Consider the following 18,768-nt stretch of genomic DNA (forward strand, 5'->3'; position numbering starts at 1 on the left):
CGGGGACTAAGCGGCCCGACGGCGACCCAAGCGCGCGGGCTTGGCTGCCTCAGCTGCCTCCGCCCGCCGGATGGCCACCGAGGCCGCCACGGCGGCTCCGGCATGGATGGCCTCCACCGGGATCGGGCGGACGGCGATCGCGGCTGCAGCTGCCGCCGAGATCTGCACTGGCCTGCGCGGGGAGGCAGAGGCAGACGAAGCCACACCGCGTTCAGCGGTGGTGACCTGTCCTGCCATGACTGCCTGCCTCAGATAGCTGTGCTTTGAATGCCTATCGGCACTCTATCAACTAATGAGTCAGAGGATCAATCGAATGGAATCTGATACGAGTCGAATCGTCACACTCGGGGATGAGTCGACGAGATGGAGGGGGCTCAGGCTGCGGCAGTCCCGGTGTCGCTGATCCCGGCCAGCAGCCACTGCTCGGACAAAGGGTCGCGGCGCAGCTCGAAGGTTCGCAGCGCCGAAGTGGACGTCAGGCGGATTATCTACCCTTTCCCAGCGTATTGGCTGGTCAGCGCAGAGCCGGGAAGCGAGTCACGTAAGGCACGTACGCTATCAGGCGTTGGGGGAGCGGCGTTCGATCAGGAGGGTGTCACGCCATGTGCCGCTGAGGGGTCCGTGGCCCATCTTGGCGATGCGTTGCCGGCGGCCGACGATGACGTAGCCGTGGGCGAGATGGAGCTTGAGGCTTGCTTCGTTCTCGGGGAAGACGCTGGCCTGGATGGTCCAGATCCCGCGCCGACGGGAACGATCACCGGGCTGTGGTGTCGATGGTGGACCTGTCCCGGGCCAGCTACGCCGAGATGTGGCAAAACCTCATCTGGGCCACCGTCTACAACGTCCTCGCGGTTCCTTTGGCGGCCGGTGCCCTTGGCCTTCGCCGGGGTCGTGCTGTCCCCGGCAGCAGGGGCGGTGCTGATGTCCGTGTCCACGATTGTGGTGGCTCTGAACGCCCAGCTGCTGCGGAGGCTGAAACTCAATCCCTCCCAGCCACGTTGAACAAGAGGCTCTGATCCGGCAGGGATAACCCCTGCCGGTAGGCTTAAGGCTCTGAACAACCTGCACGGAAGGGAGGGAAATGTTGTGAGCTCACCATCTCGTGGACCCTTCAGCGTGTTCTTCCTTCGTGCAGGCTTCCTGACCGCGGCCTTGGCCATCATTGCTGGTATCTTCGGCATGCACATCATCACCTGCGCACACCAAATGAGCGCAGCGAACAGCATGCCGGCAGCAGCCGCCGGGCCGTCGCTGGAACTGCAGAGTATGCCGACCGGGCACTCCGATGCACCGGGCGAATCCACGGACGGCGCGGCAGTTGGCACCGCGGCAGCTGGCTGGTCTTCTTCCTGCGGCCCTGACGGGTCCTGCCCGGAGATGTCCGCAGGCGGCAATGCCTGCGTGTTGTCCCCCGGAAGCACCTCGCTTTCAGCCCCGGCGCCGGGAACAGCACCCTATGCCTTAACGGACTTCGGTGCGGCGGCTGCAGCCAGCACGAACTATTCCTACTCACCGGGCAGCCCCTCTCCCGGTGACCTCTGTATCAGCCGGACGTAAACCGGCACGACGCGCCGTGTCCTTACCGGCGCGGCTTCGAGCTACATCGGCACGCATAAAACAGGCCGCCCCCGCTCAGGGGACCGTCACTGCGTGCAATCCCAAGGGCGCCACGCGCCGCTGATACTTTTGAGGACGCTGATTTCCATGATGAAGATGAAAAAGACCCTGACCATTTCCGCTGCCGCGATCGCAGCAGCAATCGCCCTCGCCGGCTGCGCCGCCGGCACTGAAACCGGAAGCCCGGCGACCAGCAGCACGCCCGGCATGAACCACGGCGGCTCGGCAATGCCCTCGGGTTCAGCATCGGCAACCTCGACCGCCTCCGCTGAGTTCAATGACGCGGACACCATGTTCGCGCAGATGATGATCCCGCACCACACGCAGGCCGTGACGATGAGCGAAACCATGCTCAAAAAAGAAGGCATTCCCGCCGCCGTGACGGAGCTGGCCACCAAGATCAAGGACGCGCAGGGACCGGAAATCGAGAAGATGACCGGCTGGCTTCAAAGCTGGGGACAGCCCACCGCGATGCCCACCAACATGCCTTCCGCGCACAGCATGTCCGGGATGATGGGCCAGGAGGACATGACCAAACTCGAGACCGCACAGGGCACCGAGGCCGCCAAACTCTTCCTCACCCAAATGATCGCCCACCACGAAGGGGCCATCATGATGGCCAAGACCGAAACCACCGACGGCAAGAACGCCGACGCGGTCAAGCTCAGCAAGGACATCGTCACAGCGCAGGAAGCCGAGATCCAGGAAATGCGGCAACTGCTGGTAGGTCTCTGACTCCCGCTGATCAGCATCCGGGCACCGTGGCCCTCCGGGGCCGCGGTGCCTGCCCCATCTCCTCCCGACATCTGGAGTTTCCATGCCCTTCCCAATCCCCAACCGTTCATTCACCGCAGCCCTGACGGCCGGTGCCCTCGTCCTGGCCCTGGCCGCCTGCACCCCGCCCAACGCCCCCTCGACCGAGGCACCCCCGACGGCAACAAGCGGGCTGCCCGGCACCCACATCCACGGCCTGACCATCAGCGGCGACACCAGCCAGGTGCTGATGGCCACCCACGACGGCCTGTTCGACGTCACCAAGGAACCGGCCACGAAGATCGGCGCCACCAACGACCTGATGGGCTTCACCCCCGGCAAGGACCAAGGCACCTTCTACGCCTCCGGCCACCCCGGCCCGGGATCAGACCTGCCCGAGCCTCTCGGGCTGATGAAATCCAGCGACGGCGGCAAGACCTGGGAACCGCTCTCCCGGCAGGGCGAATCGGACTTCCACGCCCTCACCACAACCAGGTCCGGAATCATCGCCTCCGATGCGGAACTGCGAACCAGCCCCGACGGGAAGACCTGGAAAACAGTCGCCGCCGGTTTCGCCCCCGCCGCCCTGGCCGGGCACCCCGACAGCGACACCGTGCTGGCCACCACCCAGGAAGGAGTGCAGCGCTCGACCGACGGCGGCAACACCTGGACCCTGCAGAAGCAGGCCCCGGTCATCCAGTTCGCCACGTTTCCCCGCCCCACCGAAGCCGTGGGCGTTGAACCGGATGGCACCGTGCACTATTCCTCCGACGCCGGCGCGACGTGGACACGGAAAGGACGGATCGACGGCCAGGTGCAGGCCATAGCCGCCGCCAAGGGCGCCGATGGAAAGCTCTCGGTCTGGGCAGCCACCGCCGAGGGAGTCCTCGTCTCCACTGACGGCGGGGCCACCTTCAGGTCCGCCAACGCATCCTGACTCCTGACATCGGGGACGGGCGGAGGCCACGGAGGGGCAGACACGTGGCCTCCACCGGTCTAGGGTAGGGCCGGAGGGCCGGTAACAGCCAGCCCCCCGTCACCGATGACAGGAGCAGGATCATGACCCACCACATCAGTGCAATGATCGGCGCGCATCCGAAGGGGACGGGCAGCCTGGACAAGGAGAAGCTGGCCGAATGTATCGCTGCCTGCTTCGAGTGTGCCCAGACCTGTACGGCCTGCGCCGATGCGTGTCTGGGTGAAGACATGGTCGCCGACCTCGCGGTATGCATCCGCACCGATCTGGACTGCGCCGACATCTGCGCCGCCACCGGCAACGTCCTCACCCGGCTGACCGGCACCAACACCGACCTGACCCGGGAGGCGCTTCAGGCCTGCCGGACCGCCTGCGCCGTCTGTGCCGAGGAATGCGAACGCCATGCCGGGATGCACGAGCACTGCAGGATCTGCGCGGAAGCCTGCCACCGCTGCGAAAACGCCTGCGCAGCCCTGCTCGACTCGATGGTCTAAGACCCCTCGGGCGCACCATCGCAGCCTGCGCGGATCCAACCCGCCGGGCGACTTAGCGCCGGGCGACCAAGGTGAAGGCAGGACCGCCATCAGCGGCACCATGTGGTCCTCACGGCACGTGGTGGCGATTCCCTTTGCCGTCCGTTTCGTCGTGCTTCCCAGGATCGTGCCCGTTTGCGCGAGTATCGAAGCCATCAACGGAACCGGCGCTTTGAGCCGTTGATCCGGACCGCGGACGGGATCTGAGGACCAGGAAGACAGCGAGGGCGGCAAGAAAGAGCAGAGCGGAAACCCAGGTGTTCACGCGCAGACCCAGAATGGTGTTGGCGTAGTCGGAGCGCATCAGTTCGAAGACAAAACGGCCGGCGGTGTACAGGACGACGTAGAGGGCGAATACGGAGCCGGCCCCGAGCTTGTACCTGCGGTCCAGGAACACCAGCAGCGCTGCGGCGGCCAGGCACCACAGTGACTCGTAGAGGAACGTCGGCTGGTAGTATCCGAGGATTTCCGGTGTTCCGTCGGCGGTGACTACGGCCTGGCCGGTGGCCGGGTTCATGTTGTGGATCTGGAGTTTCCAGGGCAGGTTTGTCGGCTCGCCGTAGAGTTCGTTGTTGAACCAGTTGCCCCAGCGGCCCATCGCCTGGGCCAGGAGCAGGCCGGGTGCGGCGGCGTCGGCGAATGTTGCCAGGCGCACGCCGGTGCGCCGTGCCCCAATAGCGGCGCCGGCCAGACCGAGGGCGACGGCGCCCCAGATCCCGAGACCACCCTCCCAGATCCGGAAAGCGCCCCACGGGTCTTTGTCGGGCCCGAAGTACAGCTGGTTGTCTGTGATGACGTGATAAAGCCTGCCGCCGACGATGCCGAATGGAACCGCCCACATGATGATGTCCATGGCCTGCGCCGTCGTGCCGCCCCGAGCCCGGAAGCGGCGGGCTGTCAGCCAGGCGCCTATGACGATGCCTGCCAGGATGCAGAGGGCATAGAAACGTATCGTCAGCGGCCCGACTTGGACGGCGCTGAGCGTCGGCGACGGAATAAAGAAGCCGGGCAGTACTGAAGGTTGCATGGGAATCTGTCCCTTATTAAGGAGAAGAGGGCCATCACGCCCTTCTTGATCGTAATCGCAAAGGCAGCGGATGCTTGATCGGTACACGTTGATCCGTGTTGCCGGGGCGGGTGTCCCCGGCTTACTGCAGGCATCATTGGGAGGATTCCGGCGGGAGAATCTGCAACGCGCCCCTCCCTGGCCAGGCTCGATGGATCCCGTGGATGTTGTAACCTCTGCCTGAATTCGCGCGGCGCTGCTTCCTTAGATGGCGGGTTTGTGGTCCCTGCCACGCATCCGGACGGCGACGATGATGCCGGATGCTGCCGTGAGGGCGCCGACGACGGCGATGGCCGCGGGGACGCCGTAGGCGTCGGCGAGGAGTCCGGAGAGCAGGGCGCCGATGGCGAATCCGCCGTCGCGCCAGAGCCTGTAGATGCCGACGGAGCGTGCGCGCCATGCGGGGTGGGCGACGTCGCCGATGGCGGCCAGCAGGGTGGGGTAGACCATGGCGGTGCCGGCCCCGAGAAGGATGGCCGCGGCGAGCCAGGTTCCGAAGCCGTTTCCGATAGCAACTATGGCCAGGGCTGCGGCCTGGACGAGCATGCCTCCGGCGATCAGCGGTTTGCGCCCGTATCTGTCGGACAGGGCACCGGTGACGAGTTGCCCTGCTCCCCAGACTGCCGGGTAGACGGCGGCGAGGATGCCGATGCGTTCGATGCTCAGCCCTGCGGCGGCGAAGAGGACGGGGAACAGTCCCCAGACCAGGCCGTCGTTGAGGTTGTTCACCATCCCGGCTTGGCTGACCGAGGATAACGATTTGTCGCGGAAGCTGGTCAGGGTGAAGATTTGCCTGTTGCTCAGCCCCGCGTGGGTTCCTGCGTGAGCGGCTCTGTGTGTGGCTGCTTCGGTTTTGGCATGCTGGTGCGTTTCGCGGATGGTCAGGATGGAGAGTCCGAGGCCGACGGCGATGAAGGCTGCGCCGAGGAGGAAGGGGCCGGGGCGCAGCCCGTAGGTTGAGGCGATGTAGCCGGTGGTCAAGGCGGTGCCGGCGACCCCGAGATACCCGGCGGCCTCGTTGAGGCCCATCGCCAGTCCCCGGCGTTCGGGGCCCACTAGGTCCATCTTCATCATGACGGTGGTGGACCAGGTCAGGCCCTGGCTGACGCCAAGGACAACGTTGGCGGCGACAATCCAGCTCCAGGACGGGCCGAAGATCAGCATCAGGGGAACGGGCAGCGCGATCAGCCAGCCGGCCACGAGGACGGGCTTGCGGCCGTAGCGGTCCGAGAGGGTGCCGGCGAAGTAGTTGGTGGCGGCTTTGGCCAGCCCGAACGCTAGGATGTAGGTCAGCGCGGACGTGTACTGATCAAGGTGGAAGACCTGCCCGGCGAGCAGCGGCAGCACGGTGCGTTCCTGGCCGAGGGTTCCGCCGACGAGGGCGTTGGCGGCGACGAGGAGCATGAACTGGGCCAGGTTCTGCCGCAGACCCAGTCTGAAGCTGTCTGTTGTCCTGTGCTGGTGGCGGGAGGGGGTGTTGCCTGAGATCATTGCGCTCCGTTGTGGAGGGACTGCTATCGGCGGCGGTCCGGTTTTCCGGGCCGCCGCCGATTATGGGTGGAACTGTTTTCGGCGCTGCCGGGTCAGCCGGCGGAGGCCATAGAGCGCTGGAAGGTGTCCCAGGCGGCGTAGCTGCCGTCGAGTTCCACGACGTCGTAGCCGGCGCGGCGCAGGGCGCTGGCTGCCACGGAGCTCCGGACGCCGCTTTGGCAGTAGGTCACGATGGGGCCTTCGGCCGGGAGCTCGTCGAGGTGCCACATGACGCGGCCGCCGCTGAGCTGGTGTGATCCCGGGATGTGTCCGGCGGTGTGCTCAGAGCGGTTGCGGACATCGAGCACCATTGCAGCGTCAAAGCCGGCCAGTTCCGCCGGCTGGATCACGCTCGGGGTGAACGTGGGCAAGCCCTCGAAGCCGGTGACGTACCCGGCGACGTTGTCGATACCGACCCGGACCAGGTGGTCCCACATTTTTTGGGCCTGTTCCTGACCGGAGGCGAGCAGAACCAGCGGGTTCTTGTCGGATTCGGGGTTCACAACCCAGGCCCCGTAGCTGGCCACGGACTTGCCCACGGGGATGTTCACGGAACCGGTGACCGTGCCCCCGTGGACTTCGGTGTTGGGACGCGTGTCAACGAAGGTCACTTTGTCCTCGGCGAGGTCCTTGGTGACGGCGGTGGGGTCCAGCTCCTGCAGCGGGGCGCGTTCGCCCATGATCGTCGGACCAACCCGGTTTTCGCGCTTCATCCGCCCGAAGTAGGCGTGGGCATCGGGCTGGCCGTCGAGGAGCTCGTCGATGAAACCCTGCTCGTCGTTGGCAGCCAGGTAGGGACCCCACCACGCGTACAGCCGCTCGTAGCCGACAGTGGAGGAGGGGATGGCGCCGAGGGCCTTCCCGCAGGCGCTGCCTGCGCCGTGGGCAGGGTGGACCTGGACGTAGTCGGGCAGGGTGAGGAACTTATCGCGCAGGCTCGCGAAGAGCTGCCTGGCACCTTCGAAGCGGGTGTCGAGGCCGCCGGCTGCTTCGTCCAGCAGGTCCGGCCTGCCCAGGTCGCCGGAGAAGACGAAGTCTCCGGAGAGGAGGTAGCCGGGCTGGTCGCTGAAGGCACCGTCTGTCACCAGGAAGGACAGGTGCTCGGGAGTGTGGCCCGGGGTGTGGCGGGCCTGGATGGTGATATTGCCAATGGTGATCTTGTCGCCGTCGTAGAGGCGTTCGCCGTCGAATTCGTACTGCCAGTCCGGTCCACCCTCACCGGAGACGTAGATCTTCGCGCCGGTGGCGGCGGCGAGTTCACGGGTGCCGGAGAGGTAGTCAGCGTGGATGTGGGTCTCGGTGACGGCCACGATCTTCATGCCGTTCTTCTCGGCGAGATCCTGGTAGACAGCGATGTCGCGGCGGCCGTCAACCACCACCGCGGTTCCGTTCGCCTGGCAGCCGATCAGGTAGCTGGCCTGGGCGAGGTCTTCGTCGTAAATACGCTCTATAAGCATCTGGTGCTCTCCTTCGTGAACTGGTGTGGAGGGGAACCCGTCCCCGTCGTTCTGAAAATAATACTAATACCCCAGGGGGTATATCGCAAGCGGGTGCGGGCCGTGCTGCCTGGGTTCAGGTGACGCCCCTGCGGTGAGTGAGGAGCCGGGTCAGAAGTGACGCAGGTAAGCGCCGGCGTCCGGGCCGGAGGTGCTCCGTCGGCAGGGGTGCGTAGGTAACAGGGTGGCCGTTGCGGTACCACTCGGTGATTCCGCCGTGGCGACGTTCACTGCGCCGTAACCGCGTCCCGAGAGAATCGTGGTGGCCTGGCTGCTGCGCTTGCCGGAGCTGCAGAGGAGATGCAGGGTTATGGCGGGGAGGTCGTTGAGACGGACAGACAGTTCAACCAGCGGGATGTTCCGGCTCCCGGGGACGTGGGCGGTGGCGTATTCCTCACGGCACGGGGATAGATGGCGGCGAGGTCATCGGCCGTTATGGTGCGCATTGATTCCGCTTTCGAGGTCGGTTTCAGGTCGGCTGCTGTGAGGCTTCGGCGCGGATTTTGTCCATGTCCAGGTTCTTTACACCCTGGATGACCTGCTCCAGGCCGGCGGCATTAAGGGCGCCAGGCTGGGAAAAGACCAGGGTCTTGTTCCGGAAGGCCGTCAGGGTGGGAATTGAGGTGATGCCGGCCGCCGCGGCGAGGGCCTCTTCGGCCTCGGTGTCCACTTTGGCGAAGGTGATGTCCGGGTGGTTTTCGGACGCCGCCTGGTAGGTGGGGACGAACATGCGGCACGGGCTGCACCAGCCTGCCCAGAAGTCAACGAAGACGACGTCGTTGTTCTCCAAAGTCTCAGCGAGGGTCTGTTGGGTGATGTCGATGGTTGCCATCAGGTTCGTGTCCTTCCGGGTGCGTATAAAGCGGTCAGTGGTGCAGGCCCTCCGGCAGGAAGGTCAGGTGGTGGGGAGTCCTGCGCGGGTCCAGGCGATCATGCCGCCGGCCATGGTGTCCGCGGTGTAGCCGGCGCCGTTGAGGGCATCGGCAACCTGGGCGCTGCGGTTGCCGCTGCGGCACACTGCGATGACGGGCACAGCCGGGTCCAGCTCGGACAGGCGTGTCTGCAGCTGTCCCATCGGGATATGCAGGGCGCCGGGGATCATGCCTTCGGCGACCTCGAAGTCCTCGCGGACATCGAGGATCCGGGCCTGGTTGCGGCGCTGGTCCGTTTCGGTGACGGTGATTTCAGCCACGGGGTTCTCCTTAGAAAGTTCTGGGTGTTGTTAGCGGACGGGTTCGCCGGCCTGGCCCCAGGCGCCCATGCCGCCGCGGAGGGAGTAGGACTCGTAGCCCTGGGCGGCGAGGATCCGGGCCGCAGAGGCCGAGCGGACCCCGGACTGGCACATGGCAATGACGGGACGCGCCTTCTGGATGCCGGCGGTGCTGGTCTGCAGCCGGTCCAGGGGGACGTGTTTGGCCTGCGGTGCGCGCCCGGACCGCCATTCCTGGGCAGAACGTACATCGATCAGGGTGGCTCCGGAGGCCAACAGGTCCTTTGCTTCGGCCACGGTGATCGTGTTGTAGGGCTTGCTGAAGGCCTTTCTGAGGGAACTGATCAGGTCCATGGGTGTTCTCCTTGGTTTGTGCGGGATGTCTGTGCGGATGATCTGTCAGGCGGTGACGGTACTGGCCGTGACCCAGGCCGCGACGGCGAAAATCAGGACCGCGAACGAGATGCGGATGTGCTTGTCTGTGAGGCGCCGGGCGAGGCGGGCGGCACCGAGCGAGCCGAGGAGCGCAGGGACCGCGAAGGCAAGGACGGTGGGCCATTCGATGGTGAAGCCGGCGGCGTGGGCTCCGAAGCCTGCGGCGGAGTTGATTACGATAATGGCCAGGGATGATCCGATGGCCTGTTTCGTGCGCAGTCCCAGGAAGAGTGTGAGGGCCGGGGTGATCAGGAATCCGCCGCCGACGCCCAGGAGTCCGGTGAGGAAGCCCACCAGGAGTCCGGTTCCCACGGCTTTGGGGGCGCAGGTGCGGAAGGCACGGTTGTGCCCGGTGCTGCAGGAGCCTTCGGTTTCGGTGGTGCGGGCCAGCATCCGGATCCCGGCGAAGACCATGATGGCCGCGAAGGCGAGCATCAGGATGTCCGGATCCAGGAGCCGGCCTACCGCAGCACCGCCCCATGCTGCAGGGATGCCGGCCGCCCCGACGAGCAGGACCACGGGCCAGTTAACGCCCTCGCGGAGCCGCGGGATCAGGGCCGCCAGCGACGAGACGCCGACCACCAGCAGGGACGTGGGGATGGCCTCGGCGGGGCTCATGCCGAGGCCATAGACCAGGGCGGGGACGGCGATGATTGACCCTCCGCCCCCCACGACGCCGAGCACGATCCCGACGAAGAGGCCCAGCGCCAGGGCCGGAATCATGCTGCCGGGGTCTGCCTGGCTGTGACCGCCGGCAGCTGCAGGATGGCGGTTTCGCGGGTGGGTTCCTTGGCAGCTTTATTCCACGGCATCGCAGAGATCGCCTGGCCCATCGCGCAGGTATTGGTTGCGGCCGAGAGGGTCAGGCCCGTGCCGATCGCGCCGGCGAGCATCCGGATCTTGGGGGAAACGAATTTGCCTCCGGCCAGCCCCAGCATCACGAGGGAACCTGCGGCGAGGCGGACCTGGCGCTCGAGATCCCACCGGCTCTTGCCCCGGACAACGTCCCCGCCGGCGGCCGCGAAGCCGGGAACCCCGCCAGTGAGAACGTACGCGGTGTCGATGCCGGCTGTGCCGAGGCGCTGGCGTGCCCGCTCGGCCCGTGCGCCGGAGTGGCAGACCAGGACCACGCGGCTGCCCAGCCGGGCGGCCAGCTCCTCGGTGTGCTCCGAGAGGAGCGGCAGGGGAACGTTGTAGGAGCCACGGATGTGCAGGGAATCAAATTCGGCCGCGGAACGCACATCGATCACGAGAAGGTCCTGGTGCTCGTTCACCCAGCTGCGCAGGGTCTCCGGCGCCAGGGACGTGACGGCGGAAACTGATGTGGAAGGGGAATTCATGGATGTCCTCTCAGACGAAACGTTGGTGCAGACGAATACCCCACCGAGTATTTCAGATACCCCTGGGGGTAGTCAACACACCCCTGGGGGTATATGATTGCATGCATAAACCCCATTATTTGGAGCTCAGCATGCAACTGGATTCAACAGAACTGACCCCCGTGGTCAACCGGCTCAAGCGCGCGCAGGGCCAGCTGGCAGCCGTGACCCGCATGCTGGAGGAGGGCCGGGACTGCAAGGACATCGTCACCCAGCTCGCCGCCGTCTCCAAGGCCCTGGACCGGGCCGGCTTCGCTATCATCGCCAGCGGCCTGGAGCAGTGCATCGTCCGGGAAGACATGAGCATGAATAAGAAGGACCTGGAGAAACTCTTCCTCTCCCTCGCCTAGACCAAGTTACGCCCAATCCCGCGGCCGAGCACCCGTAACCGAGTACAAGGAGTCCCGCATGAGCTATACGCATACCGTCACCGTCCCGCTCTCCTATGCCGAAGCAGTACAGCGCACCCGCGACGCCCTCAATGAACAGGGCTTCGGAATTCTCACGGAAATCAACGTCCGCGCCACCTTCGAGGCCAAACTCGGAACCGGCGCCGCCGGCGCCGTGGGCGACTATGTGATCCTCGGCGCCTGCAACCCCGCCCTCGCCAGCCGCGCCCTCGCGGCCGAACCGGAGCTCGGCACGCTGCTGCCATGCAATGTCGTTGTCCGTCGCGGCAAGGACGCCCTTGTCACCACCATCCAGGCCATCGACCCCCAGACCATGGTCCAGCTCAGCGGCACCCCGGCCGTCCAGGAGATCGCCGACGACGCCGGCACCCGCCTGCGTGCCGCCTTGGCCGGGATCGCCGATGGTGACGGCTCCGCATCGTGAGCGGGTCAGGAAACCCGATGCCCGGACTAGTCCTGCACACAGGCCCGTCCTCTGATCTGCCGGCTGTGCCGCACAGCGCTGCCAACGCAGTCGGGGCACTTGGTGCGGGCGTCCGGCTGGAAGTGATCGTCCAGGGTGGCCGCGGTGGCAGCCCCGGCCCGGGGACAGACCTCGCCGGGTCCCTCCCAGGCCTGCTCCGGGACGACGTCAGGATCCTGGCCCGCGAAAACAGCATGCGCTCGGCCGGACTGGAAGCAGCCGACCTGGCGCCGGGTCGGAACGGTTCCCGCCGCCGTCGGGCACGTGCACAACGTCAATGGGACGGCTGGGCGTACATCCGCTGAGCCCTTGACGCTGCCGGCCGGCGCTGGACCCTGATCGGGCCCCGGTGCGGAGTGCAGCCGGCAGGACAGCGGCCGATGCCGCAGGAAACGGAGAGCGAAAATGATGGACGGATATGGTTCGATGATGGGATGGGCGTGGCTGTTCTGGCTGCTGCTGATTATCGGTATCGTCCTGCTGGGCATCCTTGCCGTACGGGCTTTCTCCGGCGGCAGGACTAACCGGGGCGAGGGCTCCGGCCCGGGCGGGCCCGGACCTGCGGATGTGAGTACTGCCCGGCGGATCCTGGATGAACGCTACGCCAGGGGCGACATAACCACGGAGGAATACCGTGAAAGGCTGGAAGTCCTTGGGGACGGTACATGATGCAACCTCTCAGCCGCCGCAGTGCCCTGCTCCTGGGAGGCGCCGGGGCGGCGGCCGCCGCGGCGGGCGCGGCAGGATTGCTGTGGGGTCCGGGCGCCGGGTTCCAGGCTGCCGGCGGGCAGGACCTGAACGAACCCCAGGCCCTGCACAGCGCCGGTGGCCTGCTTCAGCTGAAGCTTTCAGCGGCCCCGGGACGGGTAAGGATCGCCGGCAGGGATGCCACGGCGCTGTCCTATAACGGGTCCCTTCCCGGACCCACCTTGTTCCTTCAGGCCGGAGACCGGTTGAACGTGACGCTGGAGAACCGGTTGGAGGAGGTGACGAATCTGCACGTCCACGGGCTGCACGTTTCCCCGCAGGGCAACAGCGACAATGCGCTGCTTTCCATTGAACCGGGAACATCCTTTGATTATGAGTACCGGCTGCCGGCGAACCACCCGCCGGGCGTGTTCTGGTACCACCCGCATCGTCACGGTATGGTCGCCGACCAGATTTTCGGCGGGCTGTACGGAGCCATCGTCGTCCAGGATCCCCGGCCCATCCCTGCCAGCCGGGAACGGGTCCTGGTGATTTCCGACATTTCCCTGAACGCAGACGGAAGCATAACCGCGGTGTCGGCGATGGAGAAAATGATGGGCCGGGAAGGTGAGCTCGTGCTGGTCAACGGGCAGCTGAATCCTCGCCTGGCCGCCCGGCCGGGCGAGCGTGAACGGTGGAGGATCATCAATGCCTGCACCGGGCGGTATCTGAGGCTTCGACTGGACAGCCAGCAGCTGCAGCTGCTGGGCCTGGACTCCGGCCGCCACCGGACCCCACGTGACGTCGAGGAGGTGCTGCTGGCTCCCGGCAACAGGGCGGACCTGCTGGTTACCGCCGAGGTGGGGACGTCCGTGCTGCGCGCCCTGCCCGTGAACAGGGGCAGCATGGGGTCCATGATGGGCGGCAACGGGACCACGCGGTCTCCGGCCAGTCCCGACGGTACCGCCCTGGCGACCTTCACCGTCGCCGGCGCACCCGGCGCCGCCCTCGCGCCGGTCCCCGAGCAGCCGGCGCCCCGGGACCTTCGCGCTGAGCCGGTCACCGCCCGGCGCGAACTGGTCTTCGCCATGGGCATGGGCAATAACAGCAGCGGCAGCGCAGGCATGGGCGACGGCATGGGACAGGGTTCAGGGATGATGAGTTTTACCATCAACGGCAGACCGTTTGACCCGGCACGGGTCGACACCACGGTTCCGGCCGGTGCTGTCGAAGAGTGGACGCTGAAGAACACGAGCCCGATGGACCACCCGATGCACTTGCACGTTTGGCCCATGCAGATCATTGAGCAGGCAGGCCAGCCCGTGGACACTCCCAGATGGCAGGACGTGGTCGACATCCCGGCCCGCAGCAATGTCCGGGTCCGGATCGCCTTCGATGATTTCACCGGCAAAACCGTCTATCACTGCCACATTCTGGATCACGAGGACAGCGGCATGATGGGCCTGATCGAGGCCCGGTGACCCGGTGTCCTCCCGGGCCTCGAACCCACTGCGAAAGGCCATACTGCCTGAAGCACGGGCCTGGCCGAGCCCACGGCTATACGCGTAGGCCCGCCGGCGAATGCAGGAGCTCCCATAGTGCCGGGACGAGGCAGCGAAACGAGATGCATGCCTCCGGCCGGCACCGGACGCCGGCATTGAGACGGCCGTTAGGCTTCGGCGGATCAGCTCCAGGCAGACACCTCTTGCGGTCTGGCCCGTCGATGGGCGAACGGGCAGGACGAAAGTCGACTACTATTAGTGCAGATACGCGCACGTATGCACTTATGGGAGTTGGACTGATGTTAGCGGTTCTGCGGAATGTGACCTACCGGCGGCTGTTCGCCGCACAGATCGTGGCCCTGATCGGCACCGGACTGCTCACGGTGGCCTTGGGCCTGCTGGCCTATGACCTGGCCGGCCGGAACGCCGGAGCGGTACTGGGAACGGCCCTGACGATCAAGATGCTCGCCTACGTGGGTCTGGCCCCGTTGATCAACGCACTGGTGGCGCGGCTGCCGAAAAAGCCGGTCCTGATCGGGGCGGACCTGATCCGGGCGGCGATGGCACTGTGCCTGCCGTTCATCACCGACACCTGGCAGATCTACGTCGTGATCTTCCTGCTGCAGTCCGCCTCCGCGACCTTCACCCCGGCGTTCCAGTCGCTGATCCCGACCATTTTGAAGGACGAGCGGGACTACACTCGCGCGTTGTCCCTCTCCCGGCTGGCCTACGACATGGAAGCCCTGGTCAGCCCGGCCCTTGCGGCTTTGTTGCTGGCGCTGATCAGCTACAACAACCTGTTCATCGGCACCGTCGCCGGGTTCCTGTTCTCGGCCTTCATGGTCACCATCACGGTTCTGCCCCGGCCTTCCGCCCCGGCCGGGCCGCAGACGTCGCTGTGGCACCGGACCACCCTGGGTGCACGGATCTTCTGGCGCAACCGGCGCCTGCGGTCCCTGCTGGCCCTGAACCTCGTGGTCGCAGCACCGACGGCCCTGGTGCTCGTCAACACCGTGGTCTACGTCCGCGACGTCCTGCACCGCCCCGACACCGACCTGGCCCTTGCCCTGGCCTGCTTCGGAGTCGGGTCCATGATCGTCGCCTTGTCAGCGCCCCGGGTCCTGGACCGGTTCGGGGACCGTGCCGTGATGCTCACCGGCGCCGCCCTGATCCCTGCCGTGCTGGCCGGCGCCACACTCCTGACCATCCTGGGGGCCGGTGGGTCCGGGTGGTGGCTGCTGCTGGGGCTGTGGTTCCTGCTCGGCGCGGGAAACTCCACGATCCTCACGCCCTCGTCCCGGCTGCTGCGCGATGCCTCCACCGAGGAAACCCGGCCCTACGTCTTCACCGCGCAGTTCTCCCTCTCCCACGCCTGCTACATCCTGACCTACCCGCTGGCTGGCTGGATCGGAGCCGCCGCCGGACTGGGCTGGGCCGCGCTTGCCCTGACAATCATTGCGATAATAGGCAGTGCAGCGGCATTCCTGTCCTGGCCAAGGCACACCGCCGCGGCCTCCCAGGAACCCACCAAAGAGGAGCAGAACGTTGAGCAGCCGTCCTAGCAGCGCGTTCAGCACCATCCCCCAGGAGCCTTCCCTGGTCCACCCGGTCACCCCGGGCCCGCAGTTGCTCGAAACAGCTGCCCGGACGCTGCGGATGCTCGCCGAACCCACCCGCCTGCACCTGCTCTGGCAGCTCTCCAACGGCCCGAAAACCGTCACCGAACTCACCGACGCGTCCGGGGCTGCCCGGACCGTGGTCAGCCAGCATCTGGCCAAACTCCGGCTCAGCGGCCTCGTGGACACCCGCAAGGACGGCCGGCACGTCATCTACTCCCTCCACGACGGGCACCTGATCCGGCTCATCCGCGAAACCATCAACCACGCCGACCACCGAACCACCGGAGAACCCACCCACGACTGACATCCCCTCCCCATGCCCGCTAACGTCCACTACCCAAAGGCGACCGTGGCCGCAGTCATCGACGCCTCGGGCACCTGGTCCACACGCAACCCGCTGGGCACCTCGGGGCTGCCAGCCATCGGCGAAGAAGCAACACAGGAGCGCATCTCCGCTCCGCTGCCCGGCGTCACCGGCCGTGACCGTGCCTCGTTTGCCGGGCGCCGGGTCCTGGTGGTCGGTGCCGGGCACTCCGCCGCCAACACGCTCATCAACCTCGCCGACCTCACCAAGGAGGAGCCGGACACCCGGATCCTGTGGGCCGTCCGGGGCGACTCGGCCGCGAAAGTCTACGGCGGTGGGGACCTGGACGGGCTGCCCGCGCGTGGCCAGCTCGGGGCCCGGGTCCGGCGGCTCGTGGAAGCCGGAAAAATCCAACTGCACACCGGCTTCGGCATCAGCACCCTGGAGGGCATCGATTCCGGAGTGACGGTCGAAGCCGTGGATGGCCGGACCATGGAGGCCGACGTCGTCATTCCCTGCACCGGTTTCCGCCCGGACCTGGACATCCTGCGCGAGCTCCGCCTCAACCTGGACTCTGCAGTGGAAGCGCCCATGGAGCTGGGCCCGCTGATCGACCCCGAATTCCACTCCTGCGGCACTGTCCCGCCGCACGGCGCCAAACTCCTCGCCCACCCGGACAAGGACTTCTACATTGTGGGGATGAAGTCCTACGGCCGCGCCCCCACCTTCCTGCTGGCCGCCGGCTACGAGCAGGTCCGCTCCGTCGCTGCGCCCTCGCCGGTGACCAGGAGTCCGCCGACACCGTGTACCTTGAGCTTCCCGAGACCGGGGTCTGCTCCACCGACGCCGGCACCAGCTGCGACGTCCCAGTCGCCTCATCCGCAGCAGCGGAAACCGTACCTGCAGAATCCGGCTGCTGCGCCGCACCAGAACCCGTGCTGGTGGGCTTCCCCACAGGCCTTGCCCGCGGCCGTTCCGGCGCCAACAACTCCTAAAGCAGTCAACGAACCCCTTAGTGGAGAGCTGTCATGACTGAACACCGCGATACCGGCCTTGGCCTGCGGGACAACACCGAGCTCCTGCACCGCATCAGTGAACGGCTCGCCGAGCGGTTCGCCGGGATCTTCGCCGCCGAAACCGTCGAACGCTACGTCTTCGAGTCCTACACGGCGCTGGCGCGCACCGCGAAAATCAGCGCGTACCTGCCCGCCACCACCGAGCATTTTGCGAACGATCGGCTGGCAGCCCTTGTCAGGTCCAAGGGAGCCGTTGGGTCAGAAGTTCCCGAAGTCCTGTTCGTCTGCGTGCAGAACGCCGGACACTCCCAAATGGCAGCAGCGCTGCTCACCGTCGAAGCCAAAGGCAGGATCCATGTCAGGTCCGCTGGGTCACTGCCTGCGGCCGAACTGGACCCCGGCGTCGTGACCGTGATGTCTGAAATGGGCCTGGACCTGACGAAGAACTACCCCAAGCCCCTCACCAATGACGTCGTCCGCGCATCCGACGTCGTCATCACCATGGGGTGCGGGGACTCCTGTCCCATCTACCCCGGCAAACGCTACGAGGACTGGGACCTGCCCGACCCGGCCGACCAGCCCCTCGACACCGTCCGGGACATCCGGGACCAGATCCACGAACGGGTCAAAACCCTCGTCGCCTCACTGACCGCTGTCTCACCCGAAAAGGAAACAACCTCCTCATGACCCAGGAAACGACTCCGTCCGTTTTGTTCGTCTGCAGCAAGAACGGCGGCAAATCCCAGCTCGCCGCAGGACTTATGCGCGACCTCGCGGGAGACAAAATTGCTGTCTATTCCGCCGGCACCAAGCCGGCGAAAGACCTGAACCCGCAGGCGGTTGGAGTCCCTGACCGAACTGGGTATCGACGTCACCGGCGAATACCCCAAAACAGTTACCGACGAGGTCCTGGACACTGTGGATGCCGTGATCGTCCTTGGCACAGAGGCAAAGCTGGAACCGGTTGAGGGCAAACGCTTCGAGGTCTGGGAAACGGACGAGCCCTCCGAGCGCGGGGTCGAAGGGATGGAACGGATGCGCCTGGTCCGGGACGACATCAAGGCCCGGGTCCAGACGCTCTACACGGAGCTCACCGGGAACTAGCCATGCCGCCCCGGCGCCGTCACGACACTGGCCGCGGAGGGTGCACCGCGGAGGGTGCACCGCGCAATGGACTCACCACGCTGTGCATCATCCAAATCACCGGTTGGGGCGTGCTCTACTACGCGCTGCTGGCTACCGCCGCATCGGCCGAAAGTCCCACATGCCCACTAAAGGATGGACGTCCGGCCCGATTGTGCTCGGTGTTGAGTGGAAGTTCTCACCACATCTGATCCGTACCGCAGCGGAGCTCGCGACCGCCCTGGGACAACACCTGGTCTGCGCTTTCGTGGACCCGGCCGGGTACCTCACAGAATGGGAACCGGACACGTCGCGGGACGCACATTCGCTCGATCCGGCCACCAATGAAGAAGCGGAGTACCCGGCAGATGAACTGCTTCACCGCCGCGAAGCGCTTCTGGGGCGACCTGGAAAGCAGTGGTCCTTCCGCGTGCTTAACGGAGACGTTCCCAAGGCGCTGTGCCGTCTGGCCGAAAACACCGGGGCTTCATTAATCATCGTTGGAGCCGACCGCCCCGGACCCCTGGCAAGGGTGGACAGGTTCCTTGCAGGATCTGTCTCATCATTCCTGACTCACAGACAGCAACGTCCGGTCCTCGTCGTTCCTGACCAAAGGTAGCGAAGTCCGATGGGACCGGCCGTGGGGGACG

General features: G+C 66.1%; 23 protein-coding genes and 4 pseudogenes. 16 read left to right on the plus strand and 11 right to left on the minus strand.

Annotated features, from left to right (window positions below; genetic code table 11):
• Positions 1–6: 6 nt before the first annotated feature.
• Both M8J71_RS15630 and M8J71_RS15635 read right to left on the minus strand, forming a co-directional pair.
• Entirely contained in the window at positions 7–237 is a 231-nt protein-coding gene (locus tag M8J71_RS15630; protein ID WP_256248728.1) for a hypothetical protein, read from the minus strand.
• 321 nt (positions 238–558) lie between these two features.
• Positions 559–741, minus strand: a pseudogene (locus M8J71_RS15635) (GNAT family N-acetyltransferase); the annotation flags it as partial.
• Positions 742–746: 5 nt separating this feature from the next.
• Between M8J71_RS15635 and M8J71_RS15640 the strand changes: the two are divergent.
• From M8J71_RS15640 to M8J71_RS15660, 5 genes and pseudogenes are all read left to right on the plus strand, one after another.
• Positions 747–1,002 (plus strand): annotated as a pseudogene (locus M8J71_RS15640) (heavy metal translocating P-type ATPase); the annotation flags it as partial.
• Between the two features lie 84 nt (positions 1,003–1,086).
• Positions 1,087–1,557 carry a hypothetical protein gene (locus M8J71_RS15645; RefSeq protein ID WP_256248729.1) on the plus strand — a complete coding sequence of 157 codons (471 nt, stop codon included), beginning with the start codon at positions 1,087–1,089 and terminating at the stop codon, positions 1,555–1,557.
• A 156-nt stretch (positions 1,558–1,713) separates the two neighbouring features.
• Complete coding sequence (locus tag M8J71_RS15650) at positions 1,714–2,352, plus strand: DUF305 domain-containing protein (RefSeq protein WP_256249016.1); 639 nt, start codon at positions 1,714–1,716, stop codon at positions 2,350–2,352.
• An 82-nt stretch (positions 2,353–2,434) separates the two neighbouring features.
• Positions 2,435–3,307: a F510_1955 family glycosylhydrolase gene (locus M8J71_RS15655; protein ID WP_139030530.1), complete on the plus strand. Its 873-nt coding sequence runs from the start codon at positions 2,435–2,437 to the stop codon at positions 3,305–3,307.
• Between the two features lie 122 nt (positions 3,308–3,429).
• Positions 3,430–3,840 (plus strand): four-helix bundle copper-binding protein, encoded by a 411-nt coding sequence (locus M8J71_RS15660; RefSeq protein WP_139030531.1) that lies wholly within the window; start codon positions 3,430–3,432, stop codon positions 3,838–3,840.
• Positions 3,841–3,949: 109 nt separating this feature from the next.
• Here M8J71_RS15660 and lgt read toward each other — a convergent pair whose 3' ends face one another.
• The 9 genes from lgt to M8J71_RS15700 all read right to left on the minus strand — a co-directional run bounded on the left by lgt (position 3,950) and on the right by M8J71_RS15700 (position 10,956).
• Positions 3,950–4,906 (minus strand): prolipoprotein diacylglyceryl transferase, encoded by a 957-nt coding sequence (lgt, locus tag M8J71_RS15665; protein ID WP_139030532.1) that lies wholly within the window; start codon positions 4,904–4,906, stop codon positions 3,950–3,952.
• Positions 4,907–5,149: 243 nt separating this feature from the next.
• Positions 5,150–6,436 carry an MFS transporter gene (locus M8J71_RS15670; RefSeq protein ID WP_139030533.1) on the minus strand — a complete coding sequence of 429 codons (1,287 nt, stop codon included), beginning with the start codon at positions 6,434–6,436 and terminating at the stop codon, positions 5,150–5,152.
• 92 nt (positions 6,437–6,528) lie between these two features.
• The gene (locus tag M8J71_RS15675; protein ID WP_256248730.1) at positions 6,529–7,932 is read right to left on the minus strand and encodes a rhodanese-like domain-containing protein; all 1,404 of its coding nucleotides are present in this window, start codon (positions 7,930–7,932) and stop codon (positions 6,529–6,531) included.
• 150 nt (positions 7,933–8,082) lie between these two features.
• On the minus strand, positions 8,083–8,328 hold the full coding sequence (locus tag M8J71_RS23670; RefSeq protein ID WP_373683156.1) for a hypothetical protein: 246 nt from the start codon (positions 8,326–8,328) through the stop codon (positions 8,083–8,085).
• Positions 8,329–8,440: 112 nt separating this feature from the next.
• Positions 8,441–8,803 (minus strand): thioredoxin family protein, encoded by a 363-nt coding sequence (locus M8J71_RS15680; RefSeq protein ID WP_256248731.1) that lies wholly within the window; start codon positions 8,801–8,803, stop codon positions 8,441–8,443.
• Positions 8,804–8,866: 63 nt separating this feature from the next.
• The gene (locus tag M8J71_RS15685) at positions 8,867–9,163 is read right to left on the minus strand and encodes a rhodanese-like domain-containing protein (RefSeq protein WP_014923372.1); all 297 of its coding nucleotides are present in this window, start codon (positions 9,161–9,163) and stop codon (positions 8,867–8,869) included.
• 30 nt (positions 9,164–9,193) lie between these two features.
• Positions 9,194–9,535 (minus strand): rhodanese-like domain-containing protein, encoded by a 342-nt coding sequence (locus tag M8J71_RS15690; protein WP_139030536.1) that lies wholly within the window; start codon positions 9,533–9,535, stop codon positions 9,194–9,196.
• Positions 9,536–9,580: 45 nt separating this feature from the next.
• On the minus strand, positions 9,581–10,339 hold the full coding sequence (locus M8J71_RS15695; RefSeq protein WP_139030537.1) for a sulfite exporter TauE/SafE family protein: 759 nt from the start codon (positions 10,337–10,339) through the stop codon (positions 9,581–9,583).
• Positions 10,336–10,956, minus strand: coding sequence for a rhodanese-like domain-containing protein (locus M8J71_RS15700; RefSeq protein WP_256248732.1), 621 nt, complete (start codon positions 10,954–10,956; stop codon positions 10,336–10,338). Before M8J71_RS15700 ends, M8J71_RS15695 begins: the two co-directional genes overlap by 4 nt.
• Before the next feature lie 131 nt (positions 10,957–11,087).
• Here M8J71_RS15700 and M8J71_RS15705 point away from each other — a divergent pair, with 131 nt between their 5' ends.
• The 11 genes and pseudogenes from M8J71_RS15705 (at position 11,088) to M8J71_RS15755 (ending at position 18,737) form a co-directional block, all read left to right on the plus strand.
• Positions 11,088–11,345, plus strand: coding sequence for a metal-sensitive transcriptional regulator (locus M8J71_RS15705; RefSeq protein ID WP_014923376.1), 258 nt, complete (start codon positions 11,088–11,090; stop codon positions 11,343–11,345).
• A 58-nt stretch (positions 11,346–11,403) separates the two neighbouring features.
• Complete coding sequence (locus M8J71_RS15710; protein ID WP_014923377.1) at positions 11,404–11,829, plus strand: DUF302 domain-containing protein; 426 nt, start codon at positions 11,404–11,406, stop codon at positions 11,827–11,829.
• A gap of 17 nt (positions 11,830–11,846) precedes the next feature.
• The gene (locus M8J71_RS15715; protein ID WP_139030540.1) at positions 11,847–12,173 is read left to right on the plus strand and encodes a hypothetical protein; all 327 of its coding nucleotides are present in this window, start codon (positions 11,847–11,849) and stop codon (positions 12,171–12,173) included.
• A 100-nt stretch (positions 12,174–12,273) separates the two neighbouring features.
• A complete protein-coding gene (locus M8J71_RS15720; RefSeq protein ID WP_043471836.1) occupies positions 12,274–12,537 on the plus strand; it encodes an SHOCT domain-containing protein in 264 nt (87 codons plus the stop codon).
• The gene (locus tag M8J71_RS15725; RefSeq protein ID WP_139030559.1) at positions 12,537–14,036 is read left to right on the plus strand and encodes a multicopper oxidase family protein; all 1,500 of its coding nucleotides are present in this window, start codon (positions 12,537–12,539) and stop codon (positions 14,034–14,036) included. Before M8J71_RS15720 ends, M8J71_RS15725 begins: the two co-directional genes overlap by 1 nt.
• Before the next feature lie 320 nt (positions 14,037–14,356).
• Positions 14,357–15,619: an MFS transporter gene (locus M8J71_RS15730; protein WP_139030541.1), complete on the plus strand. Its 1,263-nt coding sequence runs from the start codon at positions 14,357–14,359 to the stop codon at positions 15,617–15,619.
• Entirely contained in the window at positions 15,603–15,980 is a 378-nt protein-coding gene (locus M8J71_RS15735) for an ArsR/SmtB family transcription factor (RefSeq protein ID WP_139030542.1), read from the plus strand. Before M8J71_RS15730 ends, M8J71_RS15735 begins: the two co-directional genes overlap by 17 nt.
• Before the next feature lie 45 nt (positions 15,981–16,025).
• Positions 16,026–16,975, plus strand: a pseudogene (locus tag M8J71_RS15740) (FAD-dependent oxidoreductase); the annotation flags it as partial.
• Between the two features lie 33 nt (positions 16,976–17,008).
• Positions 17,009–17,683: an arsenate reductase ArsC gene (locus tag M8J71_RS15745; protein WP_256248733.1), complete on the plus strand. Its 675-nt coding sequence runs from the start codon at positions 17,009–17,011 to the stop codon at positions 17,681–17,683.
• A pseudogene (locus M8J71_RS15750) lies at positions 17,680–18,100 on the plus strand (arsenate-mycothiol transferase ArsC). The gene M8J71_RS15745 and the pseudogene M8J71_RS15750 overlap by 4 nt, the downstream one beginning before the upstream one ends.
• 160 nt (positions 18,101–18,260) lie before the next feature.
• On the plus strand, positions 18,261–18,737 hold the full coding sequence (locus M8J71_RS15755; protein ID WP_256248734.1) for a universal stress protein: 477 nt from the start codon (positions 18,261–18,263) through the stop codon (positions 18,735–18,737).
• Positions 18,738–18,768 lie beyond the last annotated feature (31 nt).

Origin of the sequence: Pseudarthrobacter sp. R1, from assembly GCF_024494415.1 — a bacterium.
Taxonomy (GTDB): Bacteria; Actinomycetota; Actinomycetes; order Actinomycetales; family Micrococcaceae; genus Arthrobacter.

Excerpts from the sequence above, each read along its gene's own strand:
- M8J71_RS15720 (WP_043471836.1), top strand. The coding sequence starts at position 12,274 with ATGATGGACGGATATGGTTCGATGATGGGATGGGCGTGGCTGTTCTGG.
- M8J71_RS15655 (WP_139030530.1), top strand. The coding sequence starts at position 2,435 with ATGCCCTTCCCAATCCCCAACCGTTCATTCACCGCAGCCCTGACGGCC.
- M8J71_RS15700 (WP_256248732.1), bottom strand. The coding sequence starts at position 10,956 with ATGAATTCCCCTTCCACATCAGTTTCCGCCGTCACGTCCCTGGCGCCG.
- M8J71_RS15680 (WP_256248731.1), bottom strand. The coding sequence starts at position 8,803 with ATGGCAACCATCGACATCACCCAACAGACCCTCGCTGAGACTTTGGAG.
- M8J71_RS15675 (WP_256248730.1), bottom strand. The coding sequence starts at position 7,932 with ATGCTTATAGAGCGTATTTACGACGAAGACCTCGCCCAGGCCAGCTAC.
- M8J71_RS15630 (WP_256248728.1), bottom strand. The coding sequence starts at position 237 with ATGGCAGGACAGGTCACCACCGCTGAACGCGGTGTGGCTTCGTCTGCC.
- M8J71_RS15705 (WP_014923376.1), top strand. The coding sequence starts at position 11,088 with ATGCAACTGGATTCAACAGAACTGACCCCCGTGGTCAACCGGCTCAAG.
- M8J71_RS15755 (WP_256248734.1), top strand. The coding sequence starts at position 18,261 with ATGCCCACTAAAGGATGGACGTCCGGCCCGATTGTGCTCGGTGTTGAG.
- lgt (WP_139030532.1), bottom strand. The coding sequence starts at position 4,906 with ATGCAACCTTCAGTACTGCCCGGCTTCTTTATTCCGTCGCCGACGCTC.
- M8J71_RS15670 (WP_139030533.1), bottom strand. The coding sequence starts at position 6,436 with ATGATCTCAGGCAACACCCCCTCCCGCCACCAGCACAGGACAACAGAC.
- M8J71_RS15710 (WP_014923377.1), top strand. The coding sequence starts at position 11,404 with ATGAGCTATACGCATACCGTCACCGTCCCGCTCTCCTATGCCGAAGCA.
- M8J71_RS15690 (WP_139030536.1), bottom strand. The coding sequence starts at position 9,535 with ATGGACCTGATCAGTTCCCTCAGAAAGGCCTTCAGCAAGCCCTACAAC.
- M8J71_RS15745 (WP_256248733.1), top strand. The coding sequence starts at position 17,009 with ATGACTGAACACCGCGATACCGGCCTTGGCCTGCGGGACAACACCGAG.
- M8J71_RS15695 (WP_139030537.1), bottom strand. The coding sequence starts at position 10,339 with ATGATTCCGGCCCTGGCGCTGGGCCTCTTCGTCGGGATCGTGCTCGGC.
- M8J71_RS15715 (WP_139030540.1), top strand. The coding sequence starts at position 11,847 with ATGCCCGGACTAGTCCTGCACACAGGCCCGTCCTCTGATCTGCCGGCT.
- M8J71_RS15660 (WP_139030531.1), top strand. The coding sequence starts at position 3,430 with ATGACCCACCACATCAGTGCAATGATCGGCGCGCATCCGAAGGGGACG.
- M8J71_RS15650 (WP_256249016.1), top strand. The coding sequence starts at position 1,714 with ATGAAAAAGACCCTGACCATTTCCGCTGCCGCGATCGCAGCAGCAATC.
- M8J71_RS15730 (WP_139030541.1), top strand. The coding sequence starts at position 14,357 with ATGTTAGCGGTTCTGCGGAATGTGACCTACCGGCGGCTGTTCGCCGCA.
- M8J71_RS15725 (WP_139030559.1), top strand. The coding sequence starts at position 12,537 with ATGCAACCTCTCAGCCGCCGCAGTGCCCTGCTCCTGGGAGGCGCCGGG.